This is a genomic window from Bacillus sp. FSL K6-0069 (assembly GCF_038007785.1).
GTDB lineage: Bacteria > Bacillota > Bacilli > Bacillales > Bacillaceae_G > Bacillus_A > Bacillus_A mobilis.
Map to the genome: position 1 here is coordinate 4358298 of NZ_JBBOXN010000001.1, position 25049 is coordinate 4383346.

Below are 25049 nucleotides of genomic sequence, written 5' to 3' on the forward strand. Positions count from 1 at the left end.
AGAAGAGGTGAAAGCAATGAGTTTTAATTTACGTGGTGCTGTATTAGCAAATGTATCTGGAAATTCACAAGATCAATTGCAAGAAACAATTGTCGATGCGATTCAAAGCGGTGAAGAAAAAATGCTTCCAGGTCTTGGTGTTTTATTCGAAGTCATTTGGAAAAATGCTGATGAAAATGAAAAGCACGAAATGTTAGAAACATTAGAGCAAGGACTAAAAAAATAAGCAATTTGAAAATCACCTTCGCATAAGCTAAGGTGATTTTTTCACGAAAAAATTTTTTCTTCTCCTAAACATTTCTACTTTACGAACGCTACCCCAATGGAGTACAATGTTCAAAATACATTTAAACCGATCGATTTTTCTTCATATGCATCATTAGATAAAGTGAAACTTTAATCAGTGAGGGGGATGTCCCCCCACACTGATTATTAGTTGAACCAATCGGACTTTTACGGGCAGTTGATCCCCCACCTAACTTCCTCGTATTCGCCAAATTTTGAGGTGGGAATCTTACTGCCCGTTAAAGCGGGATAAAAGGAGTGAATGTTTTATGCAACGTATTACGCTTGAACAAGTTTTTAAACACCACATTACACAAAAATATGTGAACCGTTCTGGAATGGTCCACGCGATTGCTGTCGCTTACCATGCGTTTCACTTAGCAAAAAAGCATCATGCCTCAGTCGATGCTGCAACAAAAGCTGGTTTCCTTCATGATATCGGACATCACACATGGTACAGTGAGGGTGAATGGGACTATGACTTGTATAAAAAGAATGATATCCATGCGATTAAAGGAGCAGAAAGAGCTCATAAATTGCTTATTAGATTAGGAGAACATCCGAAACTAGCAAAAGAAATTTCTATCGCGATTCTTCTTCATACAGATTCTTTCTTAGTACAGCAAGAAATTGAAAGAACCTCTCTTCAAAACATTATTAAATGGGCAGACGAAGCAGATGAAGAACCGGGCGGAGCGCACCATTATAGAACGATTTCTTATGAAAAAGCATTAAAAGCTATTCAACAGTTAGACCGATTGGTAGAACGTGAGTTGCAAATAGAGCAACAAAAATCGAATAATAAAGCAGAACATAGTTATCAATGAGAAAGAGGCATCACTATAGGGTGATACCTCTTTTATTATTTTATGGAAAATACACCTTTATATGTAATATTAAATTGTTACATATAAAAACTAAATACTTTATAATTAAATATACAAATATAAAGAGGTGATTTTATAAATGCAACCCGCTACACAACTTTCTAATGAACAGAAATACTCTATGTCATGGGGACAATTTATTAGCTCCGTTTTATTCGCTTTTTTCGGAACCGGACTTATTACTGTGTTCCTCGCAATGCCCTTAACAATTTATACAGCAGGTCTTACAGATAAAAAACAAATTGCCCTGTATGAATCGATCGTAAATACTGCAAGTATCGTATTACAACTAGCCGTATTGTTGTTCTTCATTTTTAAATTCGAACCCGCAAAAAAATTACTACTACAATCATTTAACTTTAAAGCACTTAAAGAATGGCGTACATATGTATACTTACTTCTTTTCTTCGCTATAAACATTTTACTCAATTACATCTTGTTAAATTATGTGTTCCAAGACGCAACAAAGCAGCAATCTTCCGCACTAAACTTAGACGTTTTTAAGCAGTATCAAGTATTATTACTTCTCGGTTTCGCAATACTTACACCAATCTTTGAAGAGCTTATTTTCCGTGGCTTTATACTTCGCTTCTTCTCAGAGCGCTTTCCATTTTGGATTGCAGCCATCATAACAAGTTTCTTCTTCGGTATCGCTCATACATACTCTCTTGGCGTAATGGTCATTACTTTCTTCATGGGATTATTAATGGCTATTTTATGTAAAAAAACAAAATCCATTATTCCAGCTATGTTATTTCATATTATGAATAATGTGTTAGCCTTTTTAGGATAAAGAGAGGTATCATCACGATACCTCTCTTTACTCTTTTATAATAACTTCAAACTCTTCTTCCGTTAACACTTTTCGATAATTCGTTTTCTTTTCTCCTTCGTCACCAGAAGTTAAGACAGGTGTCAGTACAATTTTCGTTACACTGTCTTCTAGTTTTTCAAAACGCCAATAACTATTTTTCGATAATGTAAGACCTGAATGTGGTATTAACTCTTTTCCATCTTGATCTTTCGGGATAAATCTCACCTCTAATTTCGTTCCATTCAACATTTTATAGTTCAACTTCGCAGATATAGGAGAAATTTTTAAATCTTCCACTTCTATTTTTTGACCATTTTCTAATTTGAAATGCTTATGGATTGGGATTGTTTTCGTTTCAGCTTTTATTTTGTCTCCAGACGCTTTGAAGGAAAAGCCCCATTCTCCTTTCCATGTTGAATTGCCCTCTTTTAAAGAAATATCCCTATATACAACTTGTACATCACATTCTCCACGAATTTCTAGAGGATTCATTTCATCATCTTTTAAATCTATATTTGAGAAAAATGTATACGTGTACTCATTTATTTTCTTGTCTCCACCACTACCACTGCCATTTAACTGTTTTCCATTTATATAAATATCAGGACTAGGATAAGAACCCTCTAAATTGATTCGACTAGACTTAAACGTACTATTAACAATAATCTGCCCTTCATCTATCATCACTTCATCTAATCGCACTTCTACACCGTTATCATAAACTGTTTGCCCTATTGTCGTTTTATATTCTTTTAAAGGTTCTCCTCTACTGTTTACGTAGTCTTCCATTTTACTTCCGATTAACGGTATATCCGCAATCATCCTTCTCATATCTACAGTCATCATCATAATAAATAATGCCGCAGCCGATGTTACAATCGCTATATTCCGTTTCGTATGAACTTTGTTCTTGTTTATTTTTTTACGAACTCGCTTTTTTATTTTCTGTTTCTCTATGTGAGTTAAGTTAACCTCTTCATATTCATTCTCATCCATTTTTATATCATTTAACATTTCATATGGATCTTTCATTTTCTTCACCTCTTTTCTTATTTATTTCATCCGGTTATGTAAAAATAATGACCTTAACTTCTTCCGTCCTCTCGATAGACGATTGTATATAAAAGAAGTTTTCACTCCCATTTTCTCTGCAATATTTTCTACACTATCTTCTTCCACGTAATGCTTCATAAAGATTTCTTTATCATTCTTCTTTAAATGATCTAATATATGTTCCATATCATTACTAATTTCATTTTTAATCGTATCGGTATGCATCGCGATTTCACCTATTTGATCTAACCCTTTTTCATTTACTGTTTTCGCATATTTCCTCGCATAATCGATAGATTTGTATTTTGTAATAGCCGCGATCCAATTTTTTAAAGTATTTTTCTCTTCATCATACTTTTCAATATGATTCCAAATTGCCAATAACACATCATCCATACATTCCTCTTGTACATCTTGAAACGAAGCTAAATGCTTCTGAATAATACTTTTTATAAGTCCACCGTACTGGTCGACAATAAAGTATAATGCTTTTTCATTCCTTTTCCTTAGCTGCATTGCAACATTCTCTTCTGTAATTTTCATATGCACCCTCCTCTCTAACGTTCTCTATATCCATTAATTCGTATCATCACTTCTCATTTCTATCAATTTATACATATTTATTAATAATATCCAAAATAAACCTCATGTAGTAAAATATAACTGATTACATAGAAGGAGATTATATATGTTGAGCTTACTTTGGGTTGTTTATATGCCACTTCTAGTTTTATGTGGATTTTTCGGTGGTATTTTCTTAATGATTACTAGCATGAAACATCGTAAATTATTTGTCGGTTTAATGGGGTTACTTAGCTTCTCCTTTGTCACACTACCTTTTGTTTTTTGGGGCATGGGCATGGGAGTGGAGAGCAATACAATCCTCCCTATTTCAACAACTTTATATTGGATACTGTTTTCTTTAACTGGATTATTAGCAGGGGTAAGTGGAGTCCAAGGCAAAATTAAGAGTATACGTAATATGGGATTCATTATTTTTATCGTTGGAGTATTAGGGGTTATCTTCTGGTTACTCATGACTGTAGGTGATTCATACTATATATAATAGTTTTTAGAAACGCATAAATCGGAGGTAATACAGAAGTGTTTGGAATATTAACTTGGATGATTTTAGCTCTTACTTTGATGCTATGCGCATTTATCGTTGGCATTTTTTTAATTATCGCTGGTATTAAATGTCGTAAGTCATTTACTATTATAGCTGGTTTAATTAGCATATCTCTTATCGTTGTTCCTATCATTTGCATAGGTTATGGAATGGATTTAGAGGGAATCGTTCCAATTTCAGGAACTTTATATTGGAGTTTTTTCTCTTTAGCTGGAATATTAGCTATTATAAGCGGAAGACAAATATCAAGTATTCGTTCTATGGGAACAATTTTGTTTATAACAGGTCTGTGCTCCGTAACTGGTTATCATTTTTTATATCTCACTCTTTAAAAAGACAAAAAAGCAGGGAAATTAATTCCCTGCTTTTCTATTTGGTTTATTGCCTGATGGTAAGAAGAACGATAATACCCAAGCAATCCCTGCGAGTATCGTTGCAATTAAGAAGGCATCGTTAATACCGTTAATTGCAGATAACTTCGAAATTTGTCCAAATAATAGCTGCGTGCTCATCGCATCTCCTGCTTGAGCCGATCCAGCTAAGGCTGCTAAACTTTGCCCCATACCGTGTACTTTATCAACTAAAATTGGATTTGACGTTGTTAACATGTTGCCGTAATCTGCTACGTGAGCAGTCGTTTGTTGCGTCATAAGTGTAATTAATATCGCTGTTCCAATTGAACCAGCTACTTGTCTTGACGTATTTTGCGTTGCTGTACCGTGAGAAATTAATTTCATCGGCAATGCATTCATACCAGCTGTCATAATTGGCATCATAATGAATGACATACCAATTGAACGTATAATATAATCCGTCATAATAACGCTATATGGTGTATCCATCGATAACGTTGTGAATTTATATGTCGCAAATGTTGTAATGGCTAATCCAACAATCGCTAACGGACGAATACCATATTTATCAAATAGTTTACCTGCAATAGGTCCCATGATACCCATAATTAATGATCCTGGTAGTAATAATAAACCTGATTCAATCGGCGTAAAGCCGCGAATGTTTTGCAGATATACTGGAAGTAATAACATACCTCCGAATAATGCCATCGTAACGATTGCGTTAATTACTAAAGTAAAAGTAAATACCGGATATTTAAATACTTGTAAATCAAGCATTTTATTGTCTGTTGTTAACTCTCTCCAAATAAATAACGCTAAACCAATTACACCGATAACAAGTGAAATAACAACTTCGGCACTAGTCCAACTATTATTTCCAGCTTCACTAAATCCATACAGTAAGCTACCTAGTCCAATACTTGAACTAATTACACCAAATACATCTAATTTCGTATTAGACACTGGCTGAGCTAGTGTAAAGAATTTTAAAGATAAGAACGTAATAATTAAACCAATTACAAACATTCCGTAGAACATTAAGTTCCAGCTGTAGTTTTCAATAACCCAGCCCGTTACAGTTGGCCCGATAGCTGGTGCTAAAATCATTGCAACGCCTAGTAATCCCATCGCTGCTCCGCGCTTATTAGGCGGGAATAATGTCATAAAGATATTCATACCAACCGGCATTAAAATACCTGCACCGACCGCTTGAATAACACGACCTGTCATCATCATTGTGAAGTTTCCTGATGTAGCACAAATGATAGATCCTACCGTGAAGAATAACATGGCTGCTACAAATAATTTACGGTACGTAAATCGTGAAACTAAAAAGGCACTAATCGGTACTAAAATACCATTTACAAGCATGAATCCTGTAATTAACCACTGTGCTGTTGATGTTGACACGTTAAATTCGTTCATTAACGGAGGCAATGCAACGTTAATGATCGTTTGGTTTAAAATAGAAACGAACATACCAAGAATTAATACTGTTACAACTGCTTTTACATTTACATTCTCTATAGGCATAGACGTTTGTTTTTTCGGCATTTCTTTTTCTTGTTTTACTTCTTCTTGCTTGCCTGTTTCTAATTCAACTACATTAGAAATTTCTACTTCTTGCTTTTGTTCTATTTCTTTCTCTTCTGTTTCTACTTTACTTACTTCTATTTTACTTACGGCTGGGACTTGTTCTTCTCCCGCGTTCGTTTTTTTCTTTCGTAAAAGACGATTTACAAGGAAGAAGACGATTATACAAAATAGTGCATATCCTACAATTGCAATTGAGGACATCTCATCTCCCCCTTACTTATGAATACGAACTGACACATTCATTCCAGGAACAATATTTACTGATTTACTATGGTCTAAAGAAATTTTAACTGGTACAACTTGCTTTACTTTTGTATAGTTCGCTGTTGCGTTACTTGATGGTAACATTGAGAATGTATTTGCTGTTGTTAATCCAACTTGTTCTACTTTCCCTGTTAACGTTGTATCTGGGTATGCATCTACATACACATCTACTGTTTGACCTTTTTGAACATCGTCAATCACTGTTTCTTCAATGTTTGCTGTTACCCATAAATTGTTCATATCAAATGCATAAGCAATTGGGCTACCCGCTCCAACGAAAGCATTTGTCGTCGCGTTTGATTGTACAACTGTTGCATTTTGCGGAATTGTTACATCTACTGTTTGTTCCCCATTTGCTGCCGCTACAGTAACCGCACCTAATTTATCGTTCTCATTGTAGTTCTTACCTACTTCAGCTTTCCAGTCCGTTAATTTACCTGCTACTGGTGAAGCAACCGGAATTACCTTTCCATCAATTTTTGCATTGTCTGTTTTCAAGTAATTTTCCGTTTGGTTGTAATAGTAGTAACCGCCAATACCGCCGCCAACTAGTACAATTAATGTGATAATGTTGATAATTACCATTCTTCGAAACTGATTCATTGCATTCCTCTCCTTATATCGCATATAATTTTTTTCTAAACTATTTACGTCCTTATTGTTTAGACTGTTTAATTGTTAATTATATTAACTTTTAAACAAAAAAATCACACCATCTGCGGTGTAAATCGAAATTTATCTACCTGCGAGCGGTGCTGATTTCTGAAGGACTATCGTTTATAATTATAAATAATTATTTCGAATCTACAACCGACAATTTACGTATGAAATGTTGCTTAAACAACAATATAATAACAATATGTTGTTTAAGTATATAAAATTAAACGAGGAGAAGTAAAAATGTCTATTAAAAATACAAATGATCCACGTGTAAAGCGGACGAGACAACTCATACAGGATGCTTTTGTCGCTTTAGTAGGCGAAAAAGGATTTGACGATGTAACTGTTCAACATATCGCAGAACGTGCTCCTGTAAATCGTGCTACGTTTTATAGCCATTACCATGATAAGTATGACCTATTAGACAAAAGCATCGAAGAAATGTTAGAGAAATTAACAGAAGTTATTAAACCAAAAAATAGAAATAAAGAAGAGTTTCAACTTACATTTGATTCACCAAATCCAACCTTTTTAGCTTTGTTCGAACATATTGCAGAAAATGTGAACTTCTATAACGTTATGCTTGGTGATAAAGCCGCTGGAAACTACTCTTATAAAATGATGAAAACAATACAAACTCATTTAACGTTAAGCTTATCGATTTCACAGCCAGATGATAAAGATCTTATGGTTCCTCGTGACATTTTGATTAGCTATGTGACAGGAGCTCATATCGGGATGATTATGTCATGGTTAAAAAAAGGGATGATATACACTCCGCATTTTATGGCCATGCAATTAACTCGTTTAATTATTTTAGGAGCTCATACTGCCGCTGGATTAGAGCGACCTTTTTAAAACATAAAAAAGCGAAGGAGAGGCTCCTTCGCTTTTTCTATTAATTAAATGTAATGTTATGTACAGCCTCTTTATCAAGACGTTTAATAACTTCTACAATTAACTTCACTGCATTTTCATAGTCATCACGGTGTAACATTGCCGCATGAGAATGAATGTAGCGCGTTGCAATCGTAATCGCCATAGACGGAATACCATTTACAGCAATGTGAATTGCCCCAGCATCCGTTCCACCGCCCGCTACTGAATCATATTGATATGGAATTTCTAATTCGTCAGCAACATCAACTACAAAGTCACGTAAACCAGTATGACCAATAACAGACGCATCATATAAAATAATCTGTGGTCCATCACCCATTTTACTTTGCGCTTCTTTTGCCGTTACACCAGGCGTGTCACCAGCGATACCAACATCTACTGCGAACGCGATATCTGGTTTAATATAGTTTGCAGATGTTTTCGCACCACGAAGACCGACTTCTTCTTGTACAGTCCCTACGCCATATACAACGTTTGGATGCTTTTCATCTTTTAATTGTTTTAATACGTCAATTGCAATTGCACAACCAATTCGGTTATCCCATGCTTTTGCAAGTAACATTTTTTCATTCTTCATCACTTGGAATTCAAAGTAAGGTACAACTTGATCTCCTGGTCGTACGCCCCACTCCATTGCCTCTTCTCGGCTAGAAGCACCAATATCGATGAACATGTCTTTAATATCTACTAGCTTTTTACGCGCTTCTGGAGGTAAGATGTGCGGTGGTTTTGAACCAATTACACCTGTTACATCTCCTTTACGCGTTACAATTGTCACACGCTGTGCAAGCATAACTTGTGACCACCAGCCACCAACTGTTTGGAAACGAAGGAAGCCTTTGTCATCAATTTGCGTAATCATAAAGCCCACTTCATCTAAATGACCTGCAACCATAATTTTCGGGCCGTTTTCTTCCCCTACTTTTTTCGCAACTAAACTTCCTAAATTATCAGTAGAAAGTTCGTCCGCAAACGGCTCAATATATTTCTTCATTACTTCACGTGGTTCACGCTCGTTACCCGCAATACCACGTGCATCTGTTAATTCTTTTAGCATTGTCAATGTCGCGTCTAATTTTGTCATTGCCAACACCCTCCTTTTTCTTCAGTCACTTCATTATACAAAAGGAAATTGAAATATTCAAAAATTAAATTAGTATCCTTGTGTTTGACGCTCATGATTTACTTCATTTTTATCTAAATATGCCTTTTCAATCTCTTCTTGTTCAAACTCTAGTGCTTGACCAAGTCGAAGGTAGCTTGTAAATAATTCAATATAGTTCGTAATAGATGGTTGATCTGTAAAGCGAATCACCTTCGCATATGTGTCTAAGAAAATTTCTACTTGTGTTTTATTCGTTTGTGCACATTTATAGAATAGGAAGTTTTTATCAATACCTAAATCAATTCCGATTGATAAAATAAAATGCAAACCATCTACGTATTCTTCTAATATTACTTCACGTTCTGATGCTGGTTTGTTGCTCCAATATTTAAAACAACGTGTTTCATTTGCAAGTTCTCCAATTTCTACAAGAAGAGCTAACATTTTTTCTTTTAACAATTTTTTTGGTTGTAAGCCATGCTCTTTCACAATACGGTCATCTAATTCTTTTTGTAATTTAAATAGTTGTAGTAAGTCCATTCTATTGTCCTCCTCCAACATCGCATTTTACGCAACAATGTTGTTTCATCTCAAAGTTCATTATTATTTTTCGTTTCTTATTAATAAGTCAGCCATTTATCTCTTTACAAAATAGCTTGTCCTTAATTTACAAATACGTTTCAATCATCACGATTAGATTGTTCACTCCGATTGGTGATAGTTAATCATTATCCGGGGATTGTCCACTGATAAAAAAATTTATTTTATCTGATGAAAGTTCCATATCATCTTTCCATTATAGCAGTGTCGTTTCAGGTAGGAAAGATACTCTTCTTTCCAAAGGGAGATAATTGACAAAAGCCAGGAGAATTCTCCTGGCTTTATATCTATATTCTTCTATATCGCTATAGCTTTTATATTGATTTTGTCATATCGATAACGACATACTTCTCTTTGCATACAAATAAAAAAACCTTAGAAGAAAAATCTTCTAAGGTTTCAACTAATTAATTAGTTAATGTTGTTTTTTGCAACTGTTGCTAATTCAGCGAAAGCTTTTTCGTCATGAACAGCTAAGTCAGCAAGCATCTTGCGGTTAACTTCGATGCCAGCATTTTTAAGACCGTGCATTAAGCGGCTGTAAGAAAGACCATTCATACGAGCTGCTGCATTGATACGTGTAATCCATAATTTACGGAAGTCACGTTTCTTTTGACGACGGTCACGGAATGCATACATTAGAGATTTCATAACCTGTTGGTTAGCAACCTTGAATAATGTACTCTTAGAACCGTAGTAACCTTTTGCTAATTTTATAACTTTTTTACGACGTTGACGAGTAACTGTACCACCTTTTACTCTTGGCATAATATTACCTCCTAATTGTTCTATATATCAGCCGAACTTATTTTAAGTTGTCAAGCATTTGACGAATGCGTTTGAAGTCACCAGCGCTTACTACACCAGCTTTACGTAGTTTACGTTTAGCTTTTGTAGATTTGTTAGCGAATAAATGGCTTGTGTAAGCGTGAGAACGTTTCAGTTTACCTGATCCAGTCTTTTTGAAACGCTTTGCAGAGCCGCGATGAGTTTTTTGTTTAGGCATAGGTATTTCCTCCTCTATCTATTACTTATCGTTTTTCGGTGCTAAAACTAAGAACATACTACGTCCTTCCATTTTAGGCTTAGATTCAATTGTACTAACTTCAGCACAAGCTTCTGAGAAGCGATCTAAAACACGTTGACCGATTTCTTTATGAGTAATGGCACGTCCTTTAAAGCGAATTGACGCTTTAACCTTGTCGCCTTTCTCTAAAAACTTGATAGCATTACGAAGTTTTGTGTTAAAGTCGTGTTCATCAATTGTTGGACTTAAACGAACTTCTTTCATGCTAATTACTTTTTGATTTTTGCGCTGTTCTTTTTCTTTCTTCTGTTGCTCAAAGCGGAATTTACCGTAGTCCATAATGCGGCATACTGGCGGTTTCGCATTTGGAGCAACTAATACTAAATCAAGATTAAGATTTGCAGCTAAGTCTAAAGCGTCATTACGAGACTTGATTCCAAGTTGATCGCCATTTGCACCAACTAAACGTACTTCACGTGCACGAATTTGCTCGTTAATCATCATATCCTTGCTAATAGTAAGCCACCTCCAAGGTTTTTTCAGAACATCTTTTGTAGTCATAGAACCCGACAAAAAAAGTGCGGGCATACGACACCCACACTTGTAAATTCTTAAGTAAGAAATACATTTACCTGTAAACTGCGAATGCGTCCATCAGGTGAGAAGCGGGTGCTTCTACTTGTTCCACAAAACAATATTCTATTATCCTTGATGAGTTTATCATAGGACATGACGTCTGTCAAGAAGACGCGATGTGTTTTACTAACAACAAGAAATATTGTAACAAACAACTAACATACTTGCAATACTTTTTTATGATAAGTATTGTTTGGTTATTTTTTCTAGTTTTTCTTTTTTATAATACATACGAAAGCCGCGGTATACCGCGGCTCTGTCTTATCGTTTTCCTTCTACTTTAATCATATCAACAAAAGCATCTAATGCGATTGTTTCTGATTTTTGTTCACCGTATTTACGTACGTTTACGCCGTTTTCAGTTACTTCATTGTCACCTACTACAAGCATGTACGGAATTTTTTGCATTTGTGCTTCACGGATTTTGTAACCAATTTTTTCTTCACGAGTATCTAATTCAACACGGATGCCAGCACGGCGTAGTTCATCTTGCACTTTCTTCGCATAGTCTAAATGTACTTGCGGAGAAACTGGAATTACTTGTGCTTGAACTGGAGCTAACCAAGTTGGGAATGCACCTTTGTATTCTTCAATTAAGAAGGCTACGAAACGTTCCATAGTTGATACAACACCACGGTGAATTACAACTGGACGATGTTGTTTACCGTCTTCACCAACGTAAGCTAATTCAAAGCGTTCTGGAAGTAAGAAGTCTAATTGTACAGTTGAAAGTGTTTCGTCTTTTCCAAGAGCAGTACGAACTTGAACGTCAAGTTTTGGACCGTAGAATGCCGCTTCACCTTCAGCTTCATAGTAATCAAGACCCATTTCATCCATAGCTTCTTTTAACATACCTTGTGCTTTTTCCCACATCTCGTCATCAGCATAGTACTTTTTAGTATCAGCTGGATCGCGATAAGATAAGCGGAATGAATAGTTCTCTAAACCGAAATCTTTATACACTTCTAGAGTTAAGTTTACAACACGTTTTAACTCTTCTTTAATTTGATCTGGGCGAACGAAAATGTGCGCATCGTTTAAAGTCATTCCACGTACACGTTGTAATCCAGATAACGCACCTGACATTTCATAGCGGTGCATTGTTCCAAGTTCCGCAATACGGATTGGTAGTTCACGGTAACTGTGAATATCATTTTTATAAACCATCATGTGGTGAGGGCAGTTCATTGGACGAAGAACTAACTCTTCATTATCCATTTCCATTGATGGGAACATACCATCACGGTAGTGATTCCAGTGACCAGAAGTTTCATAAAGCTCTCTGCTTCCTAGTACTGGAGTGTATACGTGATCATAGCCTAAGCTTGCTTCTTTATCAACAATGTAACGCTCGATAATGCGGCGAATAGTTGCACCTTTTGGTAACCAAAGTGGTAAACCTTGTCCTACTTTTTGGCTATTAGTAAATAGTTTTAATTCTTTACCTAATTTACGGTGATCGCGCTCTTTCGCTTCTTCAAGCATACGTAAGTGCTCATCTAATTCTGCTTTCTTAACGAATGCAGTACCGTAAATACGTTGTAGCATTTTATTATTGCTATCGCCGCGCCAGTAAGCACCCGCAACGCTTAATAATTTAAATACTTTAATTTTCCCTGTAGATGGAAGGTGAACACCACGGCAAAGGTCGAAGAATTCGCCTTGCTCATAGATTGAAATAACCGCATCTTCTGGAAGATCGTTAATTAAATCTAATTTTAACTCATCGCCGATTTCTTCAAAGCGACGAAGTGCTTCTGCACGTGGTACTTCATGACGAACGATTTCTAAGTTCTCGTTCACGATTTTTTGCATTTCTTTTTCAATTTTCTTGAAGTCTTCAACTGTAATTGCTTCTTCCATATCAATATCGTAGTAGAAGCCATTTTCGATTACTGGACCAATACCAAGCTCAAGCTTAGCATCTTTATATAAACGTTTTAACGCTTGCGCTAAAAGGTGGGCTGTTGAATGGCGTAAAATGTATAAGCCATCTTCAGAATCTAATGTAATAATAGAAACTGCACCATCTTCTTCGATTGGTGTAACAAGATCGATCATCTCATCGTTTAATTTTCCAGCCACAGCTTTTTTCTTTAAGCCTGGGCTAATAGAAGCTGCGATTTCTTCAGTTGTTACGCCTTTTGGAAACTCCTTCACAGCTCCATCAGGGAAAGTAATTTTAACTACATCTGCCATCACTGGTCACTCCTCTTTTTTTCAAAATAAAAAACACTCATCCCGTAAAAAGGGACGAGTGTTGAATTCGTGGTTCCACCCTTGTTCCAATTAACCTTATTGTTAATTGCTCAAGTTCAACATAACGGTGTTGTCCGTTAGCAATTACTAGAAAAACCGTTCACTGCTAAAGTTTAGAGGTGGTAAGTAATAATCCCGTACTAGGAAGCTCACACCCTAAGGCTTCCCTCTCTGAAAATCGTAGAAAACTACTCATGTCCTCATCATGACATTTCAATATATTTCATTTATGTAGGTAATTATATGCTCAAAAACTTAGAAAATCAAGGGCGTTACCTTTATTTTTTAAATTTTTCACATTGCGCTCAAACTCATGTAATCCATGTAATTGGACCCGTTCTTGAAATACATTTCGCAAAGTAATAATCATATTATGGTCTTGTTCTTTCGTATATAAATAAATTTTTTTCGGCGAAATAGAAAGCAGTGGTGCAATTATTTTCGTATCAATATATACATCCTTTTGCTTTAATAATTCCTCATCTATATATTGGACCAATTTCTCCTGTTTTAAACGCCTACCTTTATCATCATAGAAAATAAAGCTTTCATCAAAAATAAGATGCACACAGGACAAACGTGATTTTCGGCTACGCACTTGTTGCCTTAGCGTCTCAATAAACATTTGATATTCTTGTTCCAACTTATACTCATCAATCGACACTTCAGCAAGCTTAGCTACCATTTCCCTATATGTACGAAGGCGAAAACGAACATATGATGAAAACGAGAACGAAAGTGGATCACAAAGCCAGTTATTTAAAGAAGATTTAATATATGATTCAAATGTATGACGTGTTAATTCATGAGCAATCCCTTTTCTTCTTCCCTTTAAAATCTCTTGTGCCATATGCAATATTTGATGACACTCTTCCTCTTCTTCATAAAAAAACTTTTCTTTTAAGATCGTATAAATCCACTCATTTTGCTTTACATTCACAATGAAATATACCATGACTGGCAATAAAATCTTTTCAATATAATTCGATTCACATACTGGTATGTGAATCACCACTTTTTGTTCCTGTAAATACACACTCGTTTCCTTATATAACAGTTCAGCCCTTTTCAATAGTTGTCTATATACATGCATAGCATCATTTTTTTCTTCGAAGCAAATTTCAATCACTTTTGTCCCCCCTTTTATCCCTGCTCTAAAGGATTGTATCTATACGTTACAAATCCTATAAGAGTCCGTCCCGCGTGAAGTTCACTCTTAGTAGAATTACATTTCCTATCGCTAGAAGATCCACTCGATATGGCTTGCTAATTTTATATATATTAAGGGAGGGAGAAAAAAATGATACAAGCTACAATGAATTTTCCATAAGAACTTTTCGTTTTACAATTCACCTAGTCTAAAAAGTGTTCAAAACGAAAAAAGAGCAAGCTTTTCAGCTTACTCTTTACTTATGACGTCGGTTTTTCCCACCAATTGGAATTGGCTTCGCTAAATATTTAATTCGTTCCATAATACGTGCTGCTTTCATTTGCTCTGCTTCACCACGCTGTGTATACGTTAAATGATGTTCCAATTCCTTGAAATCAAAGTTAGACGTAAAGAACGTCGGTAAGTTTTCTAACATACGGAATTGCAAAATTGCACCAAGCACATCGTCACGTACAAAGCTTGACATCGCTTCTGCTCCGATATCATCTAGCATTAAAACTTGTACGCGTTTCACCGCATCAATCTTTTCCCCAATCGAATTATCTTGAATCGAACTTTTAATTTCACGTAGAAATTCAGGGAAGTATACGAGCATCGAACTTATTTTCTTTTGAGCAAGTTCATTCGCCATTGCTCCTAACAAATACGTTTTCCCTACACCAAATTTACCGTACAAATATAAACCTTGTACTTTTTTACCAGGTTCATATGTACTTAAAAATTCATTGGCTGCACCAATGGCATCAATACGCGCATCTAAATCTGAAGGATCTAAGTTTTCCATCGTTGCCTGTAAAATATCAGTTGGCATATATACACTTTGAACGAGTTTTTCATATTTCTTTCTCTCATCATATGCCACTTTTCTAACGCAACGATCGTATTGAATATCAATCATCTTCCCTTGGATAACGAGCTTTGGCTCATATCCTTGCAGCATGTTTTTACACGAACCTAGATCCGGACAATCTGCGCAACCTACACTTTGTCCGATATATTCGTATAACTTCACAAGGCTGCGCTCAATCATAGAAGTTGTTACTTCACCTTGATGTTCGTCTATAAATTCTTTCACACGCGGATGCGCCATTACTTCCGCCTTTAATACTTCATATCTATTTTTAAAATTTTTATTTTCCATTAACTTTGCAAATGAATTTTGAATATGCTCCATTTTCTCACCTCAAAGAGCGTTCATTCTCTTCTATTAATCACGCTTATATTTTTTTAACACTTCTTCTAGTCGTTTTCGTTCATCATCTAACGTACTTGCATCTTTTTTCTTACTTACATCTTTCTTCACTGTTTCTTTCTCTTGTTCTTTCGGCTCTTCTTTCAGCCAATCTGGTACCATTTCTTTTCTTATCGTTTTCTTCGACGTACGGCCTTTTTTCTTCGTCTCAGCCCATTCTTGATATTGACGATTTTCTTCTTTCGCTAACGCCATTGCTTCCGCTACTGTACCGACCTTTTTACGTGCCCAATGCCCCGCAATTTTCTCCACATACGTTTTCGCAAGTTTCATATCTGAGCGTAGCATAACGTAATAAATAAGTACATTCACAACACCTGGCGTTAATTTTTGGTTGATCATTACATCTTCAACGATTTGCAAGTCAGCCTTTGTCGCCTCTGCACCACCAGAGATTTCTTTCAATAGTTGTTTTGGTGAGATTTCCTCTAACTGCTTTATTAACATCTCTTCTTGCGTAGAAGGCTCTTTCCCTTCCATCATACGTGCAGCGTGAGGTTGTACTCTTTCACTTAATACAGGTAACGCTTGACCGTTTTCGAACTGATACCAATCACGCGCTCCTTTTCTAAGCCTTTCGATATCAATTGTCTGCATCTCTGTCACCGTACCAAGAACGATATTTTGCATCGATAACACATCTACATCATACACGTAAGCAAGTGTAATGACACATTCTCGCACTTGATCTGTAATCGCCTTTTTAGGGACAAGAGCGGACAAGCCATCTACAAATAAGGAGAAATCAAAGAAATCATTCCAAACTTTCGGAGCGTCTCCCTTCTCATTACTTGGCATAGCTGTCGTTTTTGGAATACGAAGATCTTCTTGCGCATGCTCAAGCTGCCCTGGATTAAACGAACCAAACACATCATTGAAAGAACGCGTAACATTTTCATAAGAAGCAAAATCAAATTCTTCTTCTAAGAAATATTGCTTTACTTGATTATATTTTGTCCGACTCAATCGATTGTATAAAAAGATACTTAACACAATATCATCAAAAAACTGTTTCGGAGATAAAGGTGGTTGCAATTCGTATATAAACATTCGAATATCTTTTTCTTTCTTAATATATACCTTCAAAAGCCCAATTGCCTCTAACTTTACTCGTTCCTCATATACTTCAGGAAGCTGCGTTTGCATGGTCACCATAAGGGAATGATGTGTATTCTCTTTTCCAAACACACGATCTTGCTCTAACTCTCCCCATAGCGTCATGTACAAGCTAAAAGCTCTACTACCTACTAACGGCTGATACAACATCGTTAACACTTTTCGGTCGTAATTATGCAGTAACCCTTTCGCACTTGCTTTGTAACGATCAATTGGCAATAGCTCCATCCATGACTGTTTTTCCATTCTTGCTTTTCCTTTCTCTCATCCAATCTATCCTCTACTTCATTCGTTCTATCTTCATTATATAATTTCTTAGCGAAAAAGAGCTATTAGCTTTCGCTTCTAGCTCTCTTATCTCATTCCTTACGGTATGTAAAGAGAATAAAATACAACTTCTACTCTCTTTCTTTTTGCAGTATATCTTTTAATTCTTCAATAAATACATTTAAATCTTTGAATTGGCGATATACAGAAGCAAAACGCACGTAAGCAACATCATCAATATCACGCAGTTCTTCCATAACAATTTCACCAATCATATCACTTTTCACTTCTGATATACCTAAATTACGAAGTTCACGTTCCACACTTTGAGTTACTTCTTCTAATTGCCTTAAAGATACTGGTCTTTTTTCGCACGCTTTAATTAAACCGCGCAAAATCTTTTCTTTATTAAACTCTTCACGTGTGCCTTCTTTTTTTACAACGATAAGAGGTGATTCTTCTACTCTTTCAAATGTCGTAAAGCGACTTAAACAACTTTCACACTCTCTCCTTCTTCGAATAGAGCGCCCCTCGTCTACCGGACGCGAATCTAACACTCTTGTACCATTATGAGAACAGGATGGACAACGCAATATATTCACTCCTTTACACTATACTCTTTATTTTTCCTCTACTTACTTCATCTGACAATATATATACAATATTATATAACTCATTCTAACTCTCTTACCACTTTAAGTTTACGCACATTATTTTATCATCTCGTTTTCAAAAATAAGATGGGAGACGCGGCGTTAACTTATTCATAAGAGCTCAATTTATCTAACTAACGAGTACGTTATATTTTTCCTTTTTTATAAACTAAAAAAGAGGTGCATTATACACCTCTTTACATTTTAAATCAATTATGTTCTTTTTTAAAGAGCTTTTGTTTCTCTCTGCTTAATTTCGAAGCTACCAGTGCCTCGAGGAAGCTCGATGCTCTCACGCGTTTTCGCGTTTAAACCTTCTGCAATATATTCTGCAGCAACATTTGGATCAATACGATCCCCACAAGTATAAACATCAATACTTGCGTAACCGTGCTCCGGAAAGCTATGAATTGTTAAATGTGATTCCGAGATAATTACTACTCCACTTACACCTTGTGGTGCAAATTTATGGAAAGCCACCTCACGCACTTCAGCACCAGCTCTCAGTGCTGCATCCACAAATAATTGTTCAATATACGGCATGTCATTAAGCTTGTCGAAATCGCAATCCCAAAGTTCAGCGATCACGTGACGACCCATCGTATCCATAGTATCCATTCTACAGTTCCCCCTTGTAAATTTATTCTAACTGTTCGAATTGAAAACTAATTTGCAATTTGGCTTGCTCCACTACCACGGGGGAAAGTTAGTCCAGAGAGGTCCTAACCCTTTAAGTAGTGACTACGTACCTCAGCTCTTAAGTTTACGAGTGTTAGTATACTTTGTTTATTTTCATTTTGCAACAACAGTTTTTTCGATTTTCTGTCATATTTTCCTCTTTACTTTTCCCTAAAAAAAATAAATGATTCACAAATACAGTAAACACAACGTTTCGTGGTATGTCCACTTTCAAAAATATACTTATATAATTTTTTTCCTTTTCAGAAAAAAATAAAAAAAGAGGGCAAATATTCAATTGCCCTCTCCCTTATTCACTTAAATATGTTGCACATTTTCTTGTTTCGCTAATTCGTCAACAACTAACGTTACAAGATCCACAACACGACGAGAGTAGCCCCACTCGTTATCATACCAAGCAAGTACCTTTACTTTACGATCACCCATTACCATTGTAGATAAACCATCAATGATAGCTGAGTGTGTATTTGTATTGAAGTCAATAGATACTAAAGGCTCTTCACTGAATTCTACAATACCTTTTAATGCACCGTTTGCAACAGTTTTGAACGCTTCATTAATAGCTTCAACTGTCACATCACGTTTTACATCTACTACTAAATCAACAAGAGACACGTTTGGTGTTGGTACACGAAGTGCCATACCATGAAGTTTTCCGTTTAAGTGCGGAAGAACTTTTGCAAGCGCTTTCGCAGCACCTGTCGTTGTCGGAATGATTGATTGTCCGCAAGCACGCGCTCTTCTTAAATCTTTATGTGGGTTATCAATATTTTTTTGGTCATTTGTATAAGCGTGAACAGTTGTCATTAAACCGTTTTCAATTCCAAACTGCTCATCTAACACCTTAACAACAGGCGCTAAACAGTTTGTTGTGCAAGATGCATTTGAAATAACAGTATGTTTTGTAATATCTAATTGGTCTTCGTTCACACCAACTACAATTGTTACATCTTCATTTTTACCAGGCGCTGTTAAAATAACTTTTTTCGCTCCAGCTTCAACATGAAGAATTGCTTTTTCTTTTGAATTAAATTTACCAGTTGCTTCAATTACAACTTCAACACCTAAATCTGTCCAAGGCAATTCCTTTGGATCGCGGTTGTTTAAAAGGCGAATCATTTTCCCATCAACTAATAAGTGATCTTCAAATGCTTCTACTGTTCCGTCAAACTTACCGTGAACTGTATCATATTTAATTAAATGTGCTAACGTTTCAGATGGATAGCTTGCATTGATTGCTACAATTTCGAATGCGCTTTCTTTTATTGCCTGACGAAATACCATTCTCCCAATACGTCCAAATCCATTAATTGCCACACGAGTCATAATATGTTATCCCCCTTGAATGCGTTATACTATTTATCTCCAATCCCAATAATAGTATAACACAAAAAGGGGATATGTCACTAAGCATTTTCATTAATTTCACAATTTTTTAGTCAATAATGTTCCAATTCTTTAAAATCACCTGTAATTGTGTTTTCGTTCCCATAATTGTGCCATCATTATTTATCACTTCATCTGCATTCTTCACTTTTTCTTCTAACGGCATTTGAGATTGAATACGCGCCGTTGCTTCTTCTTCTGAAAAATTATTTCGTTTCATTAAACGTTCTAATTGTGTATGTGGCTTAACTGCTACAACTAAAACACGATCAACGAGACTTGTTAATTTCCCTTCAAACAGAAGAGGAATATCTAACACAACCGCTTGCATGCCTTCCTTTATGTACATTTCCTTTTGCATATTCATTTCCTCACGCACTGCAGGATGAACAATTTTATTTAACTGCAATCGTTTTTCTTCATTATAGAAAACGACACTTCCTAATTTCGGCCGGTCCAGTTCTCCATCTTCTTGTAATACTTCCGTTCCAAACACTTCTACTATTTTGTTATATGCTGGTTTTCCCCGCTCTACAACTTCTCTCGCAATAATATCTGCATCAATAACTGGTATACTCAGTTCACGAAACATGTCTGATACCGTACTTTTCCCGCTTGCAATGCCTCCCGTTAATCCAATTACTACTGTCATAATAATCCTCCTCACAATATAAAAGGCGCGAAACTAATGTTCCACGCCCATACTTACATTTTCCAAATTCCAATAATAATGAGTAATACCCCAGGCAGGAATGTAAATTTTTGTAACCATTTCATGTTTGATAAAACCGTTCCAAGTTTCATTCCAATAAATAAAAACAAAGAACTCATAACCGCAACTAACATCGCCATCATAGCAGGTGCATACCCTAATAAAGATGCACCAATTCCAGCACCGAACGAATCTATAGAAAGAGCGATACCAAGAAGTAACGCTTCTCCTGCAGAAATGGTGCCTGATTTATCAAAATCTGCAACAGTCGGTTTCCGTAAAATTTGAATCACTAGCCCGAGCGAAGCAATTTCTAATTTCCATACCTTCTCCTCTTGCTTCGGTTCTTCTTTCTTCTCACTTCGAAAAAATTGGTATAATACCCAAATTCCTATTCCAATAAGAACAAGCCCACCGATACGCGTTGCGATAACAGGTGAAAATACTTTCGCGATCATATGTCCAATTCCCATTGAAACAAGCATAACAGCCGCTGAACACATTCCGATAATTATAATTGATCTTAGTGGAATTCTTACGCTTCTTAAACCATATGTTAGCCCTACACTACAGCTATCTAAGCTTAATGTAAAAGCTAATAAAATAAGAGATAAATAAAGGTACATCGGTAAGCTCCTCCCTTATACATAGCTCTGCTGTATGTATATGACAAATGCCTATCCGATGTTATCTCTTTTCTATATTCTTGGCTGACAAATTGGGCAGTAATGCGTTCCTCTTCCCCCAACAACTGTTTTTTCTAATATCGTACCGCAAGTTACACATGGTTCTCCCTTTTTTCCGTATACATTTAGAAGTTCTTGGAACGAACCAATTTGCCCTTGCGAGTTGATATACGTTCGAATTGTACTTCCGCCACGCTTCACTGCTTCGCCTAGCGTTGTAACAGTCGCCTCGTAAATTCGTTCAATTTCTTCTGCTGTTAAAGACGACGCTTCTCTTTCCGGATGAATTTGAGAGCGGAATAAAACTTCATCTACATATATATTTCCAAGCCCTACTAAAAGTCGCTGGTCTAATAATACAACTTTGATTTTACGATTGGTCTTTTGCAATCTTTCTTGTAAATACTGCGGTGTCAATTCAGCATCAAATGGCTCCGGACCTAAGTCAGCAAGAGGCATTTGATTCAACTCTTCACCTTTCTTAAAGAGATGCATCGTACCAAACTTTCTCACATCTTTATAATGTAATTCAGTTCCATCTGTAAATAAGAAACGGACGTGCGTATGCTTATCAATTGGTTCACCCTCTTGATGCAGTAAAAACTTACCTTCCATACGCAAGTGCGAAACAATAACATAATTCGTTACATATAAAAGCAAAAACTTTCCTCTTCGCTTTATATTTTCAATCTTCTCGCCTCTTAGCATTTCTTTAAAAATTTCTGCATCATCCGGTCTTTTTACTATTTTCGGATACGTAACAATGACATCTTCAATCGTTTTTCCTGTTACAAGGTTTTCAAGTGTCCGTCTGACGTTTTCAACCTCTGGTAATTCAGGCATCTCATCACTTCCTTATTTTGCGTCGTACCAAGTTGGACCGTAAGAATAATCAACTTTCAGCGGAACTGCAAGTTCAATCGCATGCTCCATTACTTCTGGTACAAGCTTCTCTAATTTTTCAATTTCTTCTTGTGGTGCTTCAAATATCAATTCATCGTGTACTTGCAGAAGAAGACGCGCTTGTAATCCTTCTTCTTCTAAACGATCTGCCATAATAATCATCGCTTTTTTAATAATATCTGCTGCAGTACCTTGAATTGGTGTATTCATAGCTGTACGCTCAGCAAAGCTACGTAAATTGAAATTACGACTCGTAATTTCCGGAATATAACGGCGGCGATTTAATAATGTAGCCACATATCCTTTTTGTTTCGCATCTTTTACGATGTCGTCCATGTATTCTTGTACACCAGGGAAGCTTTCTAAATACTTTTCAATAAATTCCGCTGCTGCTTTTCTTGTAATTCCTAAGTTTTGTGAAAGACCGTAGTCACTAATACCATACACAATTCCGAAGTTAACAGCTTTCGCTTGTCGTCTCATATTTGAAGTTACTTCATCTTTTTCAATGCCAAATACATCCATAGCTGTTTTCGTATGAATATCCATGTCATGTTGGAACGCGTCAACTAGCCCTTTATCATTTGCAATATGAGCTAATACACGAAGTTCAATTTGCGAATAATCTGCCGCGTACATAATCCATCCTTCTTCTGATGGAACAAATGCCTGACGAATCTTTCTTCCTTCTTCTAATCGAATCGGGATATTTTGCAAGTTCGGATCCGTTGAACTTAATCGACCTGTTTGTGTTAATACTTGATTGAAACGAGTATGGATTTTAGATGAATCTTCATGTACAACTTTTAATAAACCTTCGATATAAGTTGAATTTAGTTTCCCTAATTGACGATAATGTAAAATGTTTGGAATGATTTCATGGCGATCCATAAGCTTTTCTAGTACATCAGCTGACGTAGAATAACCTGTTTTCGTCTTTTTAATAACTGGTAAGTTTAAGTTCTCAAACAGAATAACACCAAGCTGCTTCGGTGAATTAATATTAAATTCTGTTCCCGCAAGCTTATAAATTTCCTGTTCCATTTCCTTTAATCTACCTGCAAGTTCTTCTCCCATATTACGAAGACGCTCCGTATCAACTTTTACACCTTTTACTTCCATATCAGCTAATACACGCGCAAGTGGTAATTCTAACTCTGTAAACAGTTCATATTGCTCATTCTTTTGCAACTCTTCTACGAATGTTTGCTTTACATCATATAATACGTGCACTTTACGAGCTACATGCTCCGCTACTACTTCTAGCTCTGGAACAGCACGCTTTGCACCTTTTCCGTAAACTTCTTCATCGGATTTCACGGCATGCGTTTCTTTCATTTTCGCTACAGTACGGAAATCTTTATCCGTATCAGCTGGGTCAAGTAAATAAGCAGCGATTAATAGATCAAAGTCAATCCCTTGCATATCTATATCATTCCATTTAAGTGCCACAATTGCACGCTTCGCATCAAATGTGTGCTTTCTCATTTCTCCATCTGCAAGCCACGCTTTGAAAGCATCCGATGCAAATGCAATGTCCTTCTGAATAAAGTAACAGCCATTTTCATTTTGAATACCAAAACCTTGAATGTCCGCTTTATGATAGTTATCTTCTTGCACTTCAACAATAAGCGCACTATCTTGCTGAAGCATTTCTTCTGTAACTTCTTCCACAATATCAAATGTAATATCATCTAATTCAGCTGGAGCCGTTTCTTCTGGCGTAACACCTAATTTATTTAAAAGAGATGTAAATCCTAAATTCTCGAACATTGGAATGACATCACTTGCTTCATATCCTTTATACTCCATATCATCCACATGCACTGTAATCGGCGCATCTGTAATAATAGTTGCAAGATCTTTACTCATAAGAGCTTGGTCTTTATTTGCTTCTAGCTTTTCTTTTAATTTCTTTCCGCTTACTTGCTCTATATTTTCATACACTTCTTCAACCGTTCCAAACTGTGTTAACAATTTAATCGCAGTTTTTTCACCAACTCCTGGTACCCCTGGAATATTATCTGATTGGTCTCCCATTAAACCTTTCATATCGATAATTTGCTTTGGTGATAAGCTGTATTTCTCAAATAAAGCTTCTTTCGTATATTCATCTACTTCTGTAATCCCTTTTCGAGGAATGCATACAAGCGTGTTATCAGAAACAAGCTGAAGTAAATCTTTATCTCCTGAAATAACTTTTACATTTGCTCCTTGTTCACTTGCTTCTTTCGCTAGCGTTCCCATAATGTCATCCGCTTCATAATTTTCTAATTCATAACGCGGTACATTGAATGCATCCAGCATCTCACGAATAAACGGGAATTGCTCTGACAATTCAGGTGGAGTCTTTTGACGTCCTCCTTTATAATCACTATACGTTTTATGACGGAACGTTGTTTTACCCGCATCAAACGCTACTAACATATGCGTCGGTTTTTCTTCCTCTAAGATTCTCATTAACATCATTGTAAAACCGTAAATTGCGTTCGTATGTATACCTTTGTCGTTATTTAAAAGCGGTAGTGCAAAGAAAGCACGATACGCGATATTATTACCATCTACTAATACGACCTTTTTTTCCAAAACAGAAACCTCCCCATACAAATTTGAAATGATTTTTTTCACAGAAA

At 36.1% G+C, this 25049-nt stretch carries 26 protein-coding genes and 2 other annotated features; of the genes, 6 read left to right on the top strand and 20 right to left on the bottom strand.

Annotated features, from left to right (window positions below):
- Positions 1-16 precede the first annotated feature (16 nt).
- The 3 genes from sspI (at position 17) to MHB74_RS22390 (ending at position 1965) form a co-directional block, all read left to right on the top strand.
- On the top strand, positions 17-226 hold the full coding sequence (gene sspI / locus MHB74_RS22375; RefSeq protein WP_000009509.1) for a small acid-soluble spore protein SspI: 210 nt from the start codon (positions 17-19) through the stop codon (positions 224-226).
- 328 nt (positions 227-554) lie between these two features.
- On the top strand, positions 555-1112 hold the full coding sequence (locus MHB74_RS22385; protein ID WP_061677062.1) for an HD domain-containing protein: 558 nt from the start codon (positions 555-557) through the stop codon (positions 1110-1112).
- A 139-nt stretch (positions 1113-1251) separates the two neighbouring features.
- Complete coding sequence (locus MHB74_RS22390) at positions 1252-1965, top strand: CPBP family intramembrane glutamic endopeptidase (protein ID WP_061677061.1); 714 nt, start codon at positions 1252-1254, stop codon at positions 1963-1965.
- Between the two features lie 27 nt (positions 1966-1992).
- Here the strand turns inward: MHB74_RS22390 and MHB74_RS22395 are convergent, their stop codons facing one another.
- Positions 1993-3018 (bottom strand): DUF4179 domain-containing protein, encoded by a 1026-nt coding sequence (locus tag MHB74_RS22395; RefSeq protein ID WP_061677060.1) that lies wholly within the window; start codon positions 3016-3018, stop codon positions 1993-1995.
- A gap of 21 nt (positions 3019-3039) precedes the next feature.
- Positions 3040-3582, bottom strand: coding sequence for a sigma-70 family RNA polymerase sigma factor (locus MHB74_RS22400; RefSeq protein WP_061677059.1), 543 nt, complete (start codon positions 3580-3582; stop codon positions 3040-3042).
- A 145-nt stretch (positions 3583-3727) separates the two neighbouring features.
- Between MHB74_RS22400 and MHB74_RS22405 the strand changes: the two genes are divergently transcribed.
- Both MHB74_RS22405 and MHB74_RS22410 read left to right on the top strand, forming a co-directional pair.
- The gene (locus MHB74_RS22405) at positions 3728-4105 is read left to right on the top strand and encodes a hypothetical protein (protein ID WP_061677058.1); all 378 of its coding nucleotides are present in this window, start codon (positions 3728-3730) and stop codon (positions 4103-4105) included.
- A gap of 38 nt (positions 4106-4143) precedes the next feature.
- On the top strand, positions 4144-4500 hold the full coding sequence (locus tag MHB74_RS22410; protein WP_061677057.1) for a hypothetical protein: 357 nt from the start codon (positions 4144-4146) through the stop codon (positions 4498-4500).
- 21 nt (positions 4501-4521) lie between these two features.
- Here MHB74_RS22410 and MHB74_RS22415 read toward each other — a convergent pair whose 3' ends face one another.
- Both MHB74_RS22415 and MHB74_RS22420 read right to left on the bottom strand, forming a co-directional pair.
- Positions 4522-6321 carry a DHA2 family efflux MFS transporter permease subunit gene (locus MHB74_RS22415; protein ID WP_061677056.1) on the bottom strand — a complete coding sequence of 600 codons (1800 nt, stop codon included), beginning with the start codon at positions 6319-6321 and terminating at the stop codon, positions 4522-4524.
- A gap of 12 nt (positions 6322-6333) precedes the next feature.
- Positions 6334-6987 (bottom strand): HlyD family secretion protein, encoded by a 654-nt coding sequence (locus MHB74_RS22420; RefSeq protein WP_016080108.1) that lies wholly within the window; start codon positions 6985-6987, stop codon positions 6334-6336.
- 297 nt (positions 6988-7284) lie between these two features.
- Here MHB74_RS22420 and MHB74_RS22425 point away from each other — a divergent pair, with 297 nt between their 5' ends.
- Complete coding sequence (locus MHB74_RS22425) at positions 7285-7902, top strand: TetR/AcrR family transcriptional regulator (RefSeq protein ID WP_061677055.1); 618 nt, start codon at positions 7285-7287, stop codon at positions 7900-7902.
- 40 nt (positions 7903-7942) lie between these two features.
- On the opposite strand, the gene MHB74_RS22430 is transcribed toward MHB74_RS22425, so the two are convergent.
- The 16 genes from MHB74_RS22430 to polA all read right to left on the bottom strand — a co-directional run bounded on the left by MHB74_RS22430 (position 7943) and on the right by polA (position 25002).
- Positions 7943-9028 (bottom strand): M42 family metallopeptidase, encoded by a 1086-nt coding sequence (locus MHB74_RS22430; protein ID WP_061677054.1) that lies wholly within the window; start codon positions 9026-9028, stop codon positions 7943-7945.
- A 69-nt stretch (positions 9029-9097) separates the two neighbouring features.
- Entirely contained in the window at positions 9098-9589 is a 492-nt protein-coding gene (locus MHB74_RS22435) for a dUTP diphosphatase (protein ID WP_061677053.1), read from the bottom strand.
- 471 nt (positions 9590-10060) lie between these two features.
- Positions 10061-10417: a 50S ribosomal protein L20 gene (gene rplT, locus MHB74_RS22440; protein WP_001138364.1), complete on the bottom strand. Its 357-nt coding sequence runs from the start codon at positions 10415-10417 to the stop codon at positions 10061-10063.
- Between the two features lie 37 nt (positions 10418-10454).
- The gene (gene rpmI / locus MHB74_RS22445; protein WP_001125946.1) at positions 10455-10655 is read right to left on the bottom strand and encodes a 50S ribosomal protein L35; all 201 of its coding nucleotides are present in this window, start codon (positions 10653-10655) and stop codon (positions 10455-10457) included.
- Positions 10656-10676: 21 nt separating this feature from the next.
- Positions 10677-11180: a translation initiation factor IF-3 gene (gene infC / locus MHB74_RS22450; RefSeq protein ID WP_000973214.1), complete on the bottom strand. Its 504-nt coding sequence runs from the start codon at positions 11178-11180 to the stop codon at positions 10677-10679.
- Between the two features lie 62 nt (positions 11181-11242).
- Positions 11243-11363: a sequence feature (ribosomal protein L20 leader region), on the bottom strand.
- 210 nt (positions 11364-11573) lie between these two features.
- Positions 11574-13511 carry a threonine--tRNA ligase gene (gene thrS / locus MHB74_RS22455; protein ID WP_000786073.1) on the bottom strand — a complete coding sequence of 646 codons (1938 nt, stop codon included), beginning with the start codon at positions 13509-13511 and terminating at the stop codon, positions 11574-11576.
- 47 nt (positions 13512-13558) lie between these two features.
- Positions 13559-13787 (bottom strand) — a binding site (T-box leader).
- Between the two features lie 31 nt (positions 13788-13818).
- Complete coding sequence (gene ytxC / locus MHB74_RS22460; RefSeq protein ID WP_061677052.1) at positions 13819-14700, bottom strand: putative sporulation protein YtxC; 882 nt, start codon at positions 14698-14700, stop codon at positions 13819-13821.
- 277 nt (positions 14701-14977) lie between these two features.
- A complete protein-coding gene (dnaI, locus tag MHB74_RS22465; RefSeq protein ID WP_000400114.1) occupies positions 14978-15916 on the bottom strand; it encodes a primosomal protein DnaI in 939 nt (312 codons plus the stop codon).
- 33 nt (positions 15917-15949) lie between these two features.
- A complete protein-coding gene (locus MHB74_RS22470) occupies positions 15950-17356 on the bottom strand; it encodes a replication initiation and membrane attachment family protein (protein ID WP_061677051.1) in 1407 nt (468 codons plus the stop codon).
- A 152-nt stretch (positions 17357-17508) separates the two neighbouring features.
- Positions 17509-17970, bottom strand: a complete 462-nt coding sequence (nrdR, locus tag MHB74_RS22475; RefSeq protein ID WP_001203687.1) for a transcriptional regulator NrdR — start codon at positions 17968-17970, stop codon at positions 17509-17511.
- Between the two features lie 285 nt (positions 17971-18255).
- Positions 18256-18639, bottom strand: coding sequence for an adenosylmethionine decarboxylase (speD, locus tag MHB74_RS22480; protein ID WP_002003660.1), 384 nt, complete (start codon positions 18637-18639; stop codon positions 18256-18258).
- A gap of 387 nt (positions 18640-19026) precedes the next feature.
- Complete coding sequence (locus MHB74_RS22485; RefSeq protein ID WP_061677050.1) at positions 19027-20055, bottom strand: glyceraldehyde-3-phosphate dehydrogenase; 1029 nt, start codon at positions 20053-20055, stop codon at positions 19027-19029.
- Positions 20056-20164: 109 nt separating this feature from the next.
- The gene (gene coaE / locus MHB74_RS22490; RefSeq protein WP_061677049.1) at positions 20165-20767 is read right to left on the bottom strand and encodes a dephospho-CoA kinase; all 603 of its coding nucleotides are present in this window, start codon (positions 20765-20767) and stop codon (positions 20165-20167) included.
- Positions 20768-20820: 53 nt separating this feature from the next.
- A complete protein-coding gene (ytaF, locus tag MHB74_RS22495; protein WP_061677048.1) occupies positions 20821-21453 on the bottom strand; it encodes a sporulation membrane protein YtaF in 633 nt (210 codons plus the stop codon).
- A gap of 72 nt (positions 21454-21525) precedes the next feature.
- A complete protein-coding gene (gene mutM / locus MHB74_RS22500) occupies positions 21526-22356 on the bottom strand; it encodes a DNA-formamidopyrimidine glycosylase (RefSeq protein WP_061677047.1) in 831 nt (276 codons plus the stop codon).
- A gap of 12 nt (positions 22357-22368) precedes the next feature.
- Complete coding sequence (polA, locus tag MHB74_RS22505) at positions 22369-25002, bottom strand: DNA polymerase I (RefSeq protein WP_061677046.1); 2634 nt, start codon at positions 25000-25002, stop codon at positions 22369-22371.
- Between the last annotated feature and the right edge of the window lie 47 nt (positions 25003-25049).